Source organism: Phenylobacterium sp. GW821-FHT12F10 (assembly GCF_058806695.1).
The window spans coordinates 1,716,807-1,730,100 of the sequence record NZ_JBXAPY010000001.1; the positions used below are offsets into that span (position 1 = coordinate 1,716,807).

Here is a 13,294-nt window from a genome sequence, read left to right on the forward strand (position 1 = left end):
CTACCTGTAGGGGTCGGGCTGAGCGAGGTAGTTCTGGACGTAGTCGGCGATGCCGTCCTCGAGCGGAGTCATGGGCTGGTTGAAGCCGGCGGCCTTGAGGCGGTCCATCCTGGCCTGGGTGAAGTACTGGTACTTGTCGCGGATGGCCGGCGGCATGGGGGTGTATTCGATCTTCGCGGGCTTACCGGCGCCGGCGAAGACGGCCTTGGCCATGTCCTCGAAGGTGCGCGCGGTCCCGGAGCCCAGGTTGTAGACCCCGTTGACCTGTTCGGACTTGGCCAGCCAGGCCACCACGTCGGCGACGTCGCGGACATAGACGAAGTCGCGGGTCTGGCCGCCGTCGGCGATCCCCTCGCGGTAGGACTTGAACAGCTGCACGGCCTGGCCGCCCGCGACCTTGGGCCAGATCTGCGAGGCCACCGACTTCATGGAGTGCTTATGCTCCTCGTTGGGGCCGTAGACGTTGAAGAACTTCAGGCCCACCCACTGGGGCGGGGCGTAGTCGCGGGCCGCCTGGCGGGCGGCGAACAGGTCGAACAGGGCCTTGGACCAGCCATAGGTGTTGAGCGGCCGCAGAGCCGCCAGCGAGGCCAGGTCGTCGCGATCGTCGAAGTCGGTCGCGTCGCCATAGGTGGCCGCCGAGGAGGCGTAGACGAAGCGGCGCTGACGGTCGGCGCACCAGCGGAACAGGTCGCGGCTGAGGGTGAAGTTGGCGTGGACGATCTTGTCGGCGTCCGGCTCGGTGGTGGAGGAGACCGCCCCCATGTGGACGACGATCTCGATGTCGCGCCAGCGCTTCTCCAGCCACTCGAACATGGCCTCGGGCGCGACGAAGTCGCCGATCGGGTGCTTGGCGATATTGCGCCACTTGCCGAGGTCGGCCTCCAGCAGCCAGTCGCAGACCACCACGTCCAGGCTGGGATCCTCCGCCAGCTTGGCGACGATGTTGGAGCCGATGAAGCCGGCCCCGCCGGTGACGAAGGCGATACGGCGGGTCATGTGGTCTCCTTGGCGGTCATGCGGGCGATGGCCGCGGTGGTGGAATAGCCCTCGACGATCTGGGCCAGGCGCACCTCGCCGCCCCAGGCCTTGACGAGGTCGCCCCCCACCACCTGGTCCTCCGAATAGTCGGCGCCCTTGATCAGCACCTCGGGCCGGGCGGCCTCGATCAGCCGGATCGGGGTGTCCTCGTCGAAGGGCACCACGAGATCCACCGAGCCGAGACCGGCCAGCACCATGGCGCGGCCCTCCAGGTCGTTGACCGGACGGCCCTCCCCCTTCAGCGCCTTGACCGAGCGGTCGGAGTTGAGCCCCACCACCAGGCGGTCGCACCAGGAGCGGGCCTGGTTCAGATAGGTGACGTGGCCGCGGTGCAGGATGTCGAAGCAGCCGTTGGTGAAGCCCACCCGCAGGCCCTTGGCCCGCCAGCGGGCGATCTCGTCGGCCATCCGCTCAGGGGTGACGATCTTGTGCTCGGCCGGGGCCAGGTGGGCGGTGAGGGCGGCCTCGATCAATTCCTCGGGCAGGACGGTGGCGGTGCCGGCCTTGCCCACCGCCACGCCCGAGGCCAGCATCCCGAAGGCGATGGCCTCGGCCATGGGGGCCTCGGCGGCCAGCGCCAGGCCGAGCGCCGCGAGCGTGGTGTCCCCGGCCCCCGAGGCGTCGAACACCTCCCGCGCCGCGGTGGGGAAGTGGACCACCGGCTGGCCGCGGACCGCCAGGCTGATGCCCTTGGAGGCGCGGGTGACCAGGATGGCCTTGGCCTCGCAGAGGCTCAGGGCGTGGGCCAGCGCCGCCTCGATCTCGGCGTTGGTCGCGGTGGGCAGGCCGGTGGCGTAGGCCAGCTCGGCGGCGTTGGGCTTGATCACGTCGACTGCGCCATAGCGCAGGAAGCTGCGGGCCTTGGAATCGACGATCACCGGACAACCGGCCTCGCGGCAGGCGGCGATCACCGCGTCGGTGACGACCCCCTTGCCATAGTCCGACAGCAGGATGGCCCCGGCCCCCCTGGCCACGTCGGCGATGGTGCGCACCAGGCGGGCCTCCACATCCCCCGTCGCCGGGCGGCTGTGCTCCAGGTCCACCCGCAGCAGCTGCTGGCCGCCGGAGACGAAGCGGGTCTTCAGCGTGGTGGGCCGGTCGGGATCGGTGACCAGGAAGCCCTCGATGCCGGTCTTGTCGCCGATCAGCCGCAGGGCCTCGTGACCCTCGCCGTCGCCACCCACCAGGCCGATCAGGGCCACCTCACCCCCGAGCGCCGCCACATTGCGCGCCACATTGCCCGCCCCGCCCAGCATCACCAGCTCCCGCTCGCGCGCCAGCACCGGGATCGGCGCCTCCGGCGACACCCGCGTCACCGATCCATAGACGAACCGATCCACCATCAGGTCGCCCACGCACACCACGCGCTGGCCCGAAAGGCGGCTGAGAAGTTGCTGCAGGGTCGAGAGGTCCATGGGTCCGCCTGTGCGGTCTCGGGCCGTTGCGGTCAAGACGCCGCCCGTTATGGCATCAGGACCGCGCCGTATGAATGGCTTTCAACGTGCGCAGCAGGCCCTCGGCCCGGTCCAGCGGCAGGGTGCTCGGCCCGTCGCAGAGCGCGTCGTCGGGGCTGGGGTGGAATTCCAGGAAGACGCCGTCCGCGCCGGCGGCCACCGCGGCCATGGCGATGGTGGGAACGCCCTCGCGCCGGCCGCCGGTGGAGGCGCCCTGGGTGCGGGGATCGGCGCCCGGAAGCTGGACCGCGTGGGTGGCGTCGATGGTGACGGGGACGCCGAGCTTCTGCATCTCGCCGATGCCCAGCATGTCCACCACCAGGTTGTTGTAGCCGAAGGTGGTGCCGCGCTCGCAGAGGATGCTGATCTGGGCGCCGCCGAGGGCCTCGCGGACCTTGTCCACCATCTGCTTGGTGTCCCAGGGCGCCATGTTCTGGGACTTCTTCTGGTGCAGCAGCCCGCCCCGGGCGTGGGTCGCCCGCGCCGTGGCGACGACCAGGTCGGTCTGCCGGCCCAGGAAGGCCGGGATCTGCACGATGTCGGCGACCTCGGCCACCGGCTCGGCCTGACTGACCTCGTGCAGGTCGGTGCAGATCGGAACGTCGAATTCGTCCTTGATCGCCTTGAGGATCGCCAGGCCCTTTTCGAGCCCCGGCCCGCGGTAGCTGTGGATCGAGGAGCGGTTGGCCTTGTCGAAGCTGGCCTTGAAGACGAAGGGCAGGCCCAGGTCGCGGGTGATCCCCTTCAGATGCCGGGCGGTGACCCGCGCCAGCTCCAGGTCCTCCAGCACGTTGAGGCCGGCGATCACGAACAGCGGCTGGCCGTCGCCGATCGAGATGTTCCACTTGTTCAGGGTCAGGACGGCCATGGACGGGGCTCCGGTCGGTCAGGGGCTTTGCGGTCGGCGCCTAAGTGGCGCGCGGACGGGCTCTTCACAAGCGGCAATTGATCGCCTGCATCCGTGGCCCAAACAGGGCCGTAGGTTCAGCAAGGGTCACTCGATTTTTCCCGACGCCAAACCAGTGTTATTATGCCGTTAAGAGATCGGGAGTTGCGACCATGACCCTGGCGCATGAATCGTCCCTCGTGGCCCTCGCGGCCTCCCCCCGCGCCTTCCGCAGGCTGCCGGCCCTGGCCGACGTGCCGGAGATCTTCCGCACCGCGCTGCGTCTGATGGCGCGGAACTGGATGGCCGGCGAGCTCACCTTCGTCATGCCCAACGGCCACGAGCTGAAGCTGGAGGGCGAAGGCGGCCCGCAGGCGCGGATCGTGGTGCGGGACTTCCGCTTTATCCGCCGCGCCCTGGCGGCCGGCGACATCGGTTTCGCCGAGGGCTATGCGGCCGGCGAGTGGGACACCCCCAACCTGACCGCGGTGCTCAGCGTCTTTTCGCTCAACTACGACAACCTGCGCCGGATCACCCAGGGCAACCCGATCGTCGGCGTGTTCAACTTCATCAACCACGCCCTGCACAGCAACACCCGTCGCGGCTCGAAGCGGAACATCCACGCCCACTACGACCTGGGCAACGACTTCTATTCCCGCTGGCTCGACCCCAGCATGACCTATTCCTCGGCCCGCTTCGACCACCCCGGCCAGAGCCTGGCCGACGCCCAGCGCAACAAGTACGCGACGCTCGCCCAGACCATGGACCTGAAGGCCGGCCAGAGCGTGCTGGAGATCGGCTGCGGCTGGGGCGGGTTCGCCGAGTTCGCGGCCAAGGAGGTGGGCGCCAAGGTCACCGGCATCACCATCTCGCAGGCCCAGTATGACTTCGCCCGGAAGCGGATGTTCGACCAGGGCCTGGCCGAGAAGGCCGACATCCGGTTGATCGACTATCGTGACGTCGAGGGGACATTCGACCGGGTGGCCTCCATCGAGATGTTCGAGGCGGTCGGCGAACGCTACTGGCCCACCTATTTCAACAAGATCGCCCAGGTCCTGGCGCCGGGCGGACGGGCCGGGCTGCAGATCATCACCATCCAGGAGGCGCTGTTCGAGGACTACCGGCGGCGCGCCGACTTCATCCAGAAATACATCTTCCCCGGCGGCATGCTGCCTTCGGAGAGTCGGCTGAAGGAAGAGACCGACAGGGCGGGCCTCGCCTGGACCGGCATCTCCCGCTTCGGCCAGGACTACGCTGATACGCTGGCCCAGTGGGCCGAACGGTTCGACGCCCGCTGGGACGAGATCAAGGCCTTCGGCTTCGACGAGAAGTTCCGCAAGATCTGGCGGTTCTATCTCAGCTACTGCGACGCCGGTTTCCGCACCGGGCGCACCGACGTGGTGCAGCTTGGCCTGTCAAAGGCCTGACCGCCCCCTGTTCTGGAGCGCCGACGCCCCTTAAGTAGCGGGGATGACCGTCGCACACAGCGTCCTGGACGCCATCGGAAACACGCCGCTCATCCGCCTGGCCCGCGCCAGCGAGGCCACGGGCTGCGAGATCCTCGGCAAGGCCGAGTTCATGAACCCCGGCCAGTCCGTGAAGGACCGGGCGGCGCTCTACATCATCCGCGACGCCGAGCGGCGCGGCCTGTTGAAGCCTGGCGGGCGGATCGTGGAGGGCACGGCGGGGAATACCGGCATCGGCCTGGCCATGGTCGCCGGGGCCAGCGGCTACAGGACCACTATCGTCATCCCGCGCACCCAGAGCCAGGAGAAGAAGGACGCCATCCGCCTCCTGGACGCGGAGCTGGTGGAGGTGGACGCGGTTCCCTACTCCAATCCCGACAACTATGTCCGCTATTCCGGGCGCTTGGCGGAAGAACTTAACGCCAGGGAGCCGGCCGGGGCCATCTGGGCCAACCAGTTCGACAATGTCGCCAACCGCCAGGCCCACGTCGAGACCACGGGCCCCGAGATCTGGGCCCAGACCGCCGGCAAGGTGGACGGATTCATCTGCGCCGTCGGCTCGGGCGGGACCCTGGCGGGCATCGCCCAGGCCCTGCGCGCCGAAAAGCCCGACGTGGCCATCGGCCTGGCCGACCCGCACGGGGCATCCCTCTACAGCTGGTTCACCGACGGGGAACTGAAGTCGGAAGGGACCTCCATCAGCGAGGGCATCGGCCAGGGCCGGATCACCGCCAACCTGGAGGGCCTGACCGTCGACCACGCCTACCGGATCGGCGACGAGGAGATGCTGCTGGCCATCTACGACATGGTGGAGCACGAGGGCCTGGTGATGGGCGGCTCCACGGGGATCAACGTCGCCGGCGCGATCCGCATGGCCAAGGACCTTGGTCCCGGCCACACCATCGTGACCATCCTGTGCGACCAGGGCTCCCGCTATCAGAGCAAGATCTACAATCCGCAGTTCCTGAAGGAGCGGGGCCTCCCGGTCCCCGGCTGGCTATGACCGATCCCCTCGTCTCCACCGACTGGCTGGCCGCCCACCTGGGAGAGGTCCAGCTGGTGGACGCCACCTGGTTCATGCCGAACGAGGGGCGCGAGGGCCACGCCGACTACCTGGAGGCCCACATTCCCGGCGCGGTCTTCTTCGACATCGACGCCATCGCCGACCGGACCGTCGACCTGCCCCACATGCTGCCGACGGCGCAGGACTTCGCCGAGGCCGCGGGCGCGCTTGGCCTGTCGCCGGACGCCACGATCGTGGCCTATGACAGCTTCGGCATCCGCTCGGCGGCCCGGGTCTGGTGGACCCTGAGGGTGATGGGCTTTTCGAAGGTGTTCGTCCTGGATGGCGGCCTGAAGAAATGGCTCGCGGAGGGCCGACCGACCGAGGCTGGGCAGGCCGCCCTGCCCGTCACCACCCTCAGTCCGAGCCTCGACGCCGGCCTGGTGTGCGACCTGGGCGCTGTGAAGAACCTGCTGAGCTCCAAGGCCGCCCAGCTGGTGGACGCCCGCGGTGCGGCCCGCTTCCGGGGCGAGGCGCCCGAGCCCCGCGCCGGCCTGCGCTCGGGCCACATGCCAGGCGCCCGCAACACCCCCTTCGACAGCCTGCTGAACCCCGACGGCACGATGAAGACCGCCGACGAACTGAAGGCGCTGTTCCGCGCCGCCAAGGTCGATCTGGCCGCCCCCATCGTCACCACCTGCGGCTCGGGCGTCACCGCCTCCGTCGTGGCCCTGGCGCTCGCCCGGTTGGGTCGGGAGGACGTGGCCGTCTATGACGGCTCCTGGACCGAATGGGGCGGGCGAACCGACACCGCCGTGGTGACCGGTCCTTGAGGGTCCGCCTGGCGACCCTCGATGACATCGACCTGCTGCCGCAGATCGAGCGTTCAGCGGGGGAGGCCTTCCGCGGCAGCGACCAGGCCTGGATCGCCGACGACATCGTGGCGCAGGCCGACACCTATCCGCCCCTGATCGCGACCGGCGGCGTGTGGGTGGCCGAAGTTGCCGACGTGGTGGTGGGCTTCATCTCCACCGAGCCGCTGGCCGGCGGCCTCCACATCCTGGAGCTGGCCGTGGCGCACGACCATCAGGGCAAGGGGATCGGCCGCGCGCTGATGGACACCGCCCTGAGCGCGGCGCGGACGGCCGGCTACCGCGCGGCGACCCTGACCACCTTCCGGACCATTCCCTGGAACGGCCCCTTCTATGCCCGCCTGGGCTTCCAGATCCTCGACCAGCCCCCGGTCGTCCTGGGCGCGATCCTCGCCGAGGAAGCCGCCCGCGGCCTCACCGACCGCGTGCCGATGCGCCTGACGCTCTAGCTCTTGGGCTGGCCCTTCTGCGGTGTGGGCGGCAGCGGGGGCGGCGTGGTCGATTCCGGTGCCTTCATGGCGTCGGCCTGGGAGTCCTCGTCACTTTTCCCGGCCACCAGCGAGCGGGCATAGGTCGTCATGCCGCCGCCGTGCGGGCTGTTGGCGATGGGGGTCAGTATCTTCAACGCCTCGGCGCGCCGCCCCTTTCTCAGGAGCGCCACGCCGGCCCTAATCGAGGTCTCCTGAACCGACGGCGCCAGGGCCCGGGCCTCCAACAGCACCTTGATGTCGTTGTCGGTTGGATAGGCCGGCTCGAGCGCCCGGCTCTCGGCATAGCTGAGCAGGACGCGATAGTCTCCCTTGTCCAATTGGTACGCGCGGCCGAGATAGGCCCGCGCCGCTCGCGCGCGGGACAACCGGCTCGCGGGGGTGAGATAGCTCGCGTCGAGCTGGCTGGTTCCGGCGGTGAGCAACAGCTCGACATTGTCGGGTTCGGTGGCCAGGCACCGGGCGAAGATCGCGTCGCAGACCGCGGCGTCACCGAACGCGCACTCGGCGCGCGCCAGGGTCAGCTCGGCGAATTTGTCGCCCGGATGGCGCGCCGCCCGCTGGCGCACCTCAGCCAGGAAGGGCAGGTCGGGACCGTAGTTCAGCAGCGACAGCCGCGCATTGTGCAGCAGCAGGTCGTCCGCCGATGGCGGGAGGACGGTGACCGTGACCTGGGGCGGCTGTGTGGGATTGGTCATCACCAGCATCGGGAGTTTGATGTAGCGCTTGAGGACATGGGTCAGCTTGGCCATGTCCATGCCGGTCGCCGCCTCCATCGCCTTCACCGGATCGGCCCCGGCGGCGATCGCGGCGCTGGCCTTGTTGATCTGGACCGCGCGAGCCTCGTCGCTGCGCATGTAGTGCATCAGGAACCAAGCCTCGGCGTAGTAGGCCGAGCGCTGCTGCTCCGTAAGCTCCATCGGTCCCTTCGACAGGACGGTTTCCAGGGGCAGCCAGTCCATGCGGAGCAGGCTATAGACCCGGCTCTCGTTGTAAGCTCCGATCCGCGCGCTGGTCGGCGTGATCTGCGTGGTCATGAAGTACTCAGCCCAGCCCTCGACGAACCAGGCCGGATAGGCGGCGGGGAAGTTCTCCAGCATGAAGTGGTGGGCGTATTCGTGGAATAGCGCGTCGTCGGCCTCGAAGTACTTCGTGCCGTCGTAGGCGAAGGCGAAGATGCCCATGTTGGACGAGGTGTAGAAGCCGCCGATGTTCTGATCCGGCCCCGGCCTGACCAGCTTCATCTCCGCCGGATTGGACAGCAGGTAGACCTCGAGCTTGCGGGTCGGCAGGCGCTTTCCCGCCCCAGGGTTCATGACTCGCAGGACCGCATCATAGGCGTTGAGCTTCACCGCCAGGCTGCGCGCCCGCTCCTCGCGGCCCTGGCTGTAGACGATGAAGCGATCAGTCTCGGCCCGCACCCAGGCGGCCTGGGCGAGTCCCGGGATAGTCACCGACACGGCGAGCGCGAGGAGGGCGAGAACGCGTGCGCTGATCCCAAGCCTCAGCGAACATTCCCTGCGCATCGTCATCTCGCCCCTCCCTCAGTTGCGAAGAGAGGCTAACGCACGCAGGGCGCGCGTCGAGGAAAAGCTTAGTTCCGCGTCGGAATCCGCACCGGCAGGGTCTCGTAGCCCTTCACGAACACCGAGTGGGTCCGCTGCGGCTCGGCCATCACCTCGACGGTGGGGAAGCGGGCCAGGATCTCCTCCCAGATGATCTGCAGCTGCAGCTCGGCCAGGCGGTTGCCCACGCAGCGGTGGACGCCGAACCCGAAGGACAGATGCTGACGGGGCCGTTCGCGGTCGATGATGTAGTTGTCGGGATTGGCGATGACCTCGTCGTCGCGGTTGCCCGAGACGTACCACATGGCCACCCGGTCCCCCTTGCGGATGGTCTTGCCGCCGATTTCGTAGTCCTCCGTCGCGGTCCGGGCCATGTGGGCCAGCGGGGTCTGCCAGCGGATGGTCTCCGAGACCATGGAGGGGATCAGGGCCGGGTTCTCCCGCAGCTTGCGGTACTGGGCCGGGTTCTGGTTCAGGGCGTAGATCGAGCCGGAGATGGTGTTCCGCGTCGTGTCGTTGCCGCCGATGATCAGCAGGGTGACATTACCGTGGTACTCGTGCTCGCCCATGTCCCGCGTGGCCGGGTTGTGGGCCAGCATGGAGATCATGTCGAACTTCGGCGCGGTCGCCTTGATCCGGTCGGCCCAGAGGCCGTCGAAGGCGTCGAAGCACTTGGTGAGCTCGCTGCGCTTCTGCTCCCAGCTCTCACAGACCCCGTGGCCCGGCGGGTTGGTCATCATGTCCGACCAGTAGGTCAGCTTGCGGCGGTCCTCGAAGGGGAAGTCGAAGAGGGTGGCGAGCGTCATGGCCGTCAGCTCCTTCGAGACCAGGTCCACCCAGTCGAAGGTCTCGCCGATCGGCAGGCCGTCCAGGATGGCGCCGGCCCGCTCGCGGATCACCGGGGCCATCTGCGCCAGGTTGTGGGGCGCCACGGCGGGGCTGACCGCCTTGCGCTGCACGTCGTGCTTGGGCGGGTCCATGGAGATGAAGCTGGGGCGGGTCGGACGACCGGCCGATTCGGCCTTGGACTCCAGGCTCTGCAGAACGATGCCGTCGGCCGAGGAGAACACCTGGTGATTGGTGTCGATAGCCATGATGTCGTTGTACTTGGTGATCGACCAGTAGGGGCCGTAGTCGCTCTCGGCGGTGTAGTGGACCGGGCTTTCCCGGCGCAGGCGCTCGAACTGGGCCCACATGGCGTCCTGGCTGAACAGTTCGGCCTGGGCGGGGTTGAGCTGGTCCAGAGGCAGGGCCGCGGCCTGCTCGCGGGCCTCATGGCGGATGTCGACGGACCCGTCGCTCATGGTGGTTCTCCCTGACTGGCGAGGCCTCATGGGCGCACGCTCTCTTGTCGTTGGGTCAATCACGACGAACCGAACGCTGTATTGCAAGGCCCATCTGGCGACGTCCGCGCGCCCTACCGCACCGGGGGCGGATAGTGCAGGCCCGGCTGCGGGGCGTTCCACAGGGCGTTGAGGCCGCGCTCCAGCTTCAGGGCCGAGCCCTGGCCCAGGTTGCGGCGGAAGATCTCGTCGTAGGCGCCCACCTGATGGATGGCCTGGAAGCCCCAGTCGGCCTTCAGCCCCAGTCTTTGGCCGAGATCGCCCTCCACCCCGAGCAGGCGGCGCACCCGCGGGTCGGGCGAGGAGTCGCGGGCCTTGGCCACGTTGGCGGCGTTGAGCTTCAATTCCTCGCCCAGCATCACGGCGTAGACGCTCCAGCGCACGATATCGGTCCAGGCCGGATCGTCCTGGCGCACCACGGGCCCCAGGGGTTCCTTGGAGATCACCGTCGGCAGGATCACGTGGGCGTTGGGGTTGTTCATCAGCGAGCGGGCCGAGGCCAGGGCCGAGACGTCGGCGGTGAAGGCGTCGCAGCGCTCGGCCTGGTAGGTGTCGCGGGCTTCGGCCTCGGTGGCCACCACGACCGGGCGATAGGTCAGGCCGCGCAGCTTGAAATAGTCGGCCAGGTTGTCCTGGCTGGCGGTCCCGGCCTGGACGCAGATCCGCGCCCCGTTCAGTTCGTCGGCGCTGGCGAGCGCCAGGGCCCGCGGGGCCAGGAAGCCCTGGCCGTCGAAATAGGTCACCACGGGGAAATCCAGCCCGCCGGCGTCGCGGGCCAGGGTCCAGGAGGTGTTGCGCGACAGGACGTCGATCTTGCCGCTGTTCAGGGCGGCGAAGCGGTCCTGGGCCGGGATCGGCGTGAACCGCACCGCCTTGGGGTCGCCGAGCACCGCGGCGGCCACCACGCGGCAGACATCGACGTCGAAGCCGCGCCAGGCGCCCTTGTCGTCGGCGAAGGCGAAGCCCGCCAGGCCAGGGTGGACGCCGCAGGCGAGCCAGCCGCGGGCCTTCACCGCCGCCAGCGTCGGACTGGCCTTGGCCCGCAGCACCTGGGTGGCGGGATCGGTGGCGGTCACGGCGGTGGCGGCCGGGGCCGTGGTGGACTTCGACGCGTCCCCGCAGGCGGCCAGCCAGAGGCATAGGCCCAGCGCCAGGGTTCGTCGTTTCCACATGCGGCGCTCCTTGATCACGGGCCTCACCAAGGTTCTAAGGGGGACGGGCATTGTCGCCCCTGTTCGTTCCGAGCCGTCAACCCGCATGGCCGAAGAAACCCGCCTGATCCGCGCCGGCGCCGCCCCCAAGTCGCTGGCCAAGACCGTGGGCCCGCCGATCCAGAAGGGCTCCACCGTCCTGCTGCCCAACGCCGAGGCGCTCTATGACGACGAGGGCTTCATCACCTATGGCCGCCAGGGCCTGGCGGCCCACGACGCCCTGCGCGACGCCCTGTGCGGGATGGAGGAGGCCCAGGGCGTCTGCCTGTACCCCTCGGGCCTGGCGGCGCTCACCGGCGCCATGCTGGCGGTGCTGAAGGCTGGCGACGAGGTGCTGGTCACCGACACCATCTACAAGCCCACCCGCCGGTTCTGCGACCATGTGCTGAAGCGGTTCGGGGTCGGCGTCCGCTACTTCGATCCCCGCGAGAGCCCCGAGGACCTGGTGGCCGGCGCGGGTCCGGCCACGCGACTGATCGTCATGGAGAGTCCCGGTTCGCTCTCCTTCGAGATGCAGGACATGGCCGCAGTGGCGCGGCTGGCCCGCGCGCGGGGCATCCTGACCCTCGCCGACAACACCTGGGGCGCGGGCTATCTGATCAAGCCCCTGGCCCAGGGCGTCGACATCAGCGTCCAGGCGCTCACCAAGTATGTGGGGGGCCACTCCGACGTCTTCATGGGCTCGGCGGCGGCGTCCGATCCGACCCTGGTGAGCCAGCTGGAGAACGGGATCACCCATCTGGGCTGGGCCGTGGCGCCCGAGGACGCCTACCAGATGCTGCGCGGCCTGCGCACCCTGCCCGTCCGCCTGGCGCGGCAGGGCAAGAGCGGCCTGGCCATCGCCGCCTGGCTGCGGGAGCAGCCGGAGGTGGCCGAAATCCTCCACCCCGCCCTGCCCGGCTGCCCCGACCATGATCTCTGGGCGCGGGACTATGTCGGCGCCTGCGGCCTGTTCGGGTTCGTGTTCAAGCCCGGCGCCGAGGGGGCGGTGAACGCCTTCCTCGATGCGCTCGACCTGTTCGGGCTGGGATTTTCCTGGGGCGGGTTCGAGAGCCTGGCCATCTCCTGCGACCCCCAGCTCCACACCCGCAAGCACCGCCGCGACTATGGCGGCCCGTTGATGCGGCTGCACATCGGTCTGGAGAATGCCGAGGACCTGATCGCCGACCTGCGGAAGGGCCTGGACGCGTTCCGCTCGGCCTAGGCCCTGGCGCGCCCTGCAGGACTCGAACCTGCAACCGCCTGCTTAGAAGGCAGGTGCTCTATCCAGTTGAGCTAAGGGCGCTTGGCGGACCTAGTGGGTCCAGGGCTGCTTGCGGTTGAAGGCGAAGTTGTCGGCGTAGGCCTTGATGATGCGCTTGGCGGGCTTGGGATCAAACAGCTGGAAGGCGATGCCGTGGGCCTGGGCGTAGGCCACGGCGTCCTCGGCGGTGTCGAAGGACAGGCGGATCTGACCGTCGGTGTCCTTGGTCTGGGTCCAGCCCATGAGCGGGTCCGACGCCCGGGCGTCCTCGGGCGCGAACTCCAGCAGCCAGTCCTTGGTCTTGGCCTTGCCGGACTGCATGGCGTTCTTGGCCGGACGGTAGATGCGCGCGAGCATGTGGATTCCTGGCGATGACTTCGTTTGGCCGGTGCTGGTCGGGGCGAGAGGATTCGAACCTCCGACCCTCTGGTCCCAAACCAGATGCGCTACCAGGCTGCGCTACACCCCGAAAAGCACCGGCGGCCGTGGGATATAAGGCTTTGGCCTCTGTCGCAAATGATAGGAGGCCGCAGGGCGCAATCAGCGACCCACGGCCCGCGAGATCGATTTACAATCTGTCGCATCGGCCTCGGCTCGACCTTTGCAGGGCTGGGCTGCTAGGTCTCGCGGGAGGAACGGGGGTGCAATGCTGGGGTTGAAGAAAAAGTCCAAACGGGTCCGGCGCATGGAAATGCGCAAGCGCGCCAAGTTCTGGGACAAGT

The 13,294-nt window shown here is 68.7% G+C and carries 12 protein-coding genes and 2 tRNA genes; 5 read left to right on the plus strand and 9 right to left on the minus strand.

Features of this window, described 5'->3' with window-relative positions; all coding sequences use genetic code 11:
* The 3 genes from rfaD to kdsA are packed head-to-tail and all read right to left on the minus strand — an operon-like array spanning position 1 to position 3,363.
* A complete protein-coding gene (gene rfaD / locus AC1RN5_RS08595) occupies positions 1-999 on the minus strand; it encodes an ADP-glyceromanno-heptose 6-epimerase (RefSeq protein WP_493040783.1) in 999 nt (332 codons plus the stop codon).
* Positions 996-2,456, minus strand: coding sequence for a D-glycero-beta-D-manno-heptose 1-phosphate adenylyltransferase (gene rfaE2, locus AC1RN5_RS08600; protein WP_493040784.1), 1,461 nt, complete (start codon positions 2,454-2,456; stop codon positions 996-998). Before rfaE2 ends, rfaD begins: the two co-directional genes overlap by 4 nt.
* 55 nt (positions 2,457-2,511) lie before the next feature.
* Positions 2,512-3,363: a 3-deoxy-8-phosphooctulonate synthase gene (gene kdsA, locus AC1RN5_RS08605; RefSeq protein ID WP_493040785.1), complete on the minus strand. Its 852-nt coding sequence runs from the start codon at positions 3,361-3,363 to the stop codon at positions 2,512-2,514.
* Positions 3,364-3,554: 191 nt separating this feature from the next.
* On the opposite strand from kdsA, the gene AC1RN5_RS08610 reads away from it, so the two are divergent.
* Genes AC1RN5_RS08610 through AC1RN5_RS08625 form a run of 4 tightly spaced genes read left to right on the plus strand, consistent with a single transcriptional unit; the run spans position 3,555 to position 7,171 of the window.
* Positions 3,555-4,808 (plus strand): class I SAM-dependent methyltransferase, encoded by a 1,254-nt coding sequence (locus AC1RN5_RS08610; RefSeq protein WP_493040786.1) that lies wholly within the window; start codon positions 3,555-3,557, stop codon positions 4,806-4,808.
* Positions 4,809-4,851: 43 nt separating this feature from the next.
* On the plus strand, positions 4,852-5,850 hold the full coding sequence (locus AC1RN5_RS08615) for a cysteine synthase A (protein WP_493040787.1): 999 nt from the start codon (positions 4,852-4,854) through the stop codon (positions 5,848-5,850).
* The gene (sseA, locus tag AC1RN5_RS08620; protein WP_493040788.1) at positions 5,847-6,683 is read left to right on the plus strand and encodes a 3-mercaptopyruvate sulfurtransferase; all 837 of its coding nucleotides are present in this window, start codon (positions 5,847-5,849) and stop codon (positions 6,681-6,683) included. The genes AC1RN5_RS08615 and sseA overlap by 4 nt, the downstream gene beginning before the upstream one ends.
* Positions 6,680-7,171 carry a GNAT family N-acetyltransferase gene (locus AC1RN5_RS08625; RefSeq protein WP_493040789.1) on the plus strand — a complete coding sequence of 164 codons (492 nt, stop codon included), beginning with the start codon at positions 6,680-6,682 and terminating at the stop codon, positions 7,169-7,171. The genes sseA and AC1RN5_RS08625 overlap by 4 nt, the downstream gene beginning before the upstream one ends.
* On the opposite strand, the gene AC1RN5_RS08630 is transcribed toward AC1RN5_RS08625, so the two are convergent.
* The 3 genes from AC1RN5_RS08630 to AC1RN5_RS08640 form a co-directional block, all read right to left on the minus strand.
* A complete protein-coding gene (locus tag AC1RN5_RS08630) occupies positions 7,168-8,670 on the minus strand; it encodes a DUF1570 domain-containing protein (RefSeq protein ID WP_493040790.1) in 1,503 nt (500 codons plus the stop codon). The two genes, AC1RN5_RS08625 and AC1RN5_RS08630, sit on opposite strands and share 4 nt — an antisense overlap.
* 134 nt (positions 8,671-8,804) lie before the next feature.
* Complete coding sequence (locus tag AC1RN5_RS08635; protein WP_493040791.1) at positions 8,805-10,079, minus strand: cytochrome P450; 1,275 nt, start codon at positions 10,077-10,079, stop codon at positions 8,805-8,807.
* Between the two features lie 113 nt (positions 10,080-10,192).
* Positions 10,193-11,290 carry an amino acid ABC transporter substrate-binding protein gene (locus AC1RN5_RS08640; RefSeq protein WP_493040792.1) on the minus strand — a complete coding sequence of 366 codons (1,098 nt, stop codon included), beginning with the start codon at positions 11,288-11,290 and terminating at the stop codon, positions 10,193-10,195.
* 85 nt (positions 11,291-11,375) lie between these two features.
* On the opposite strand from AC1RN5_RS08640, the gene metC reads away from it, so the two are divergent.
* Positions 11,376-12,533 (plus strand): cystathionine beta-lyase, encoded by a 1,158-nt coding sequence (metC, locus tag AC1RN5_RS08645; RefSeq protein ID WP_493040793.1) that lies wholly within the window; start codon positions 11,376-11,378, stop codon positions 12,531-12,533.
* Between the two features lie 4 nt (positions 12,534-12,537).
* Here metC and AC1RN5_RS08650 read toward each other — a convergent pair.
* From AC1RN5_RS08650 to AC1RN5_RS08660, 3 genes are all read right to left on the minus strand, one after another.
* A tRNA-Arg gene (locus AC1RN5_RS08650) sits at positions 12,538-12,614 on the minus strand.
* 9 nt (positions 12,615-12,623) lie between these two features.
* Complete coding sequence (locus AC1RN5_RS08655; protein ID WP_493040794.1) at positions 12,624-12,929, minus strand: ETC complex I subunit; 306 nt, start codon at positions 12,927-12,929, stop codon at positions 12,624-12,626.
* 35 nt (positions 12,930-12,964) lie between these two features.
* A tRNA-Pro gene (locus tag AC1RN5_RS08660) sits at positions 12,965-13,041 on the minus strand.
* Positions 13,042-13,294 lie beyond the last annotated feature (253 nt).

Coding starts and splice junctions, on each gene's coding strand:
- rfaD (WP_493040783.1), bottom strand. CDS start 999: ATGACCCGCCGTATCGCCTTCGTCACCGGCGGGGCCGGCTTCATCGGC.
- rfaE2 (WP_493040784.1), bottom strand. CDS start 2,456: ATGGACCTCTCGACCCTGCAGCAACTTCTCAGCCGCCTTTCGGGCCAG.
- kdsA (WP_493040785.1), bottom strand. CDS start 3,363: ATGGCCGTCCTGACCCTGAACAAGTGGAACATCTCGATCGGCGACGGC.
- AC1RN5_RS08610 (WP_493040786.1), top strand. CDS start 3,555: ATGACCCTGGCGCATGAATCGTCCCTCGTGGCCCTCGCGGCCTCCCCC.
- AC1RN5_RS08615 (WP_493040787.1), top strand. CDS start 4,852: ATGACCGTCGCACACAGCGTCCTGGACGCCATCGGAAACACGCCGCTC.
- sseA (WP_493040788.1), top strand. CDS start 5,847: ATGACCGATCCCCTCGTCTCCACCGACTGGCTGGCCGCCCACCTGGGA.
- AC1RN5_RS08635 (WP_493040791.1), bottom strand. CDS start 10,079: ATGAGCGACGGGTCCGTCGACATCCGCCATGAGGCCCGCGAGCAGGCC.
- AC1RN5_RS08640 (WP_493040792.1), bottom strand. CDS start 11,290: ATGTGGAAACGACGAACCCTGGCGCTGGGCCTATGCCTCTGGCTGGCC.
- metC (WP_493040793.1), top strand. CDS start 11,376: ATGGCCGAAGAAACCCGCCTGATCCGCGCCGGCGCCGCCCCCAAGTCG.
- AC1RN5_RS08655 (WP_493040794.1), bottom strand. CDS start 12,929: ATGCTCGCGCGCATCTACCGTCCGGCCAAGAACGCCATGCAGTCCGGC.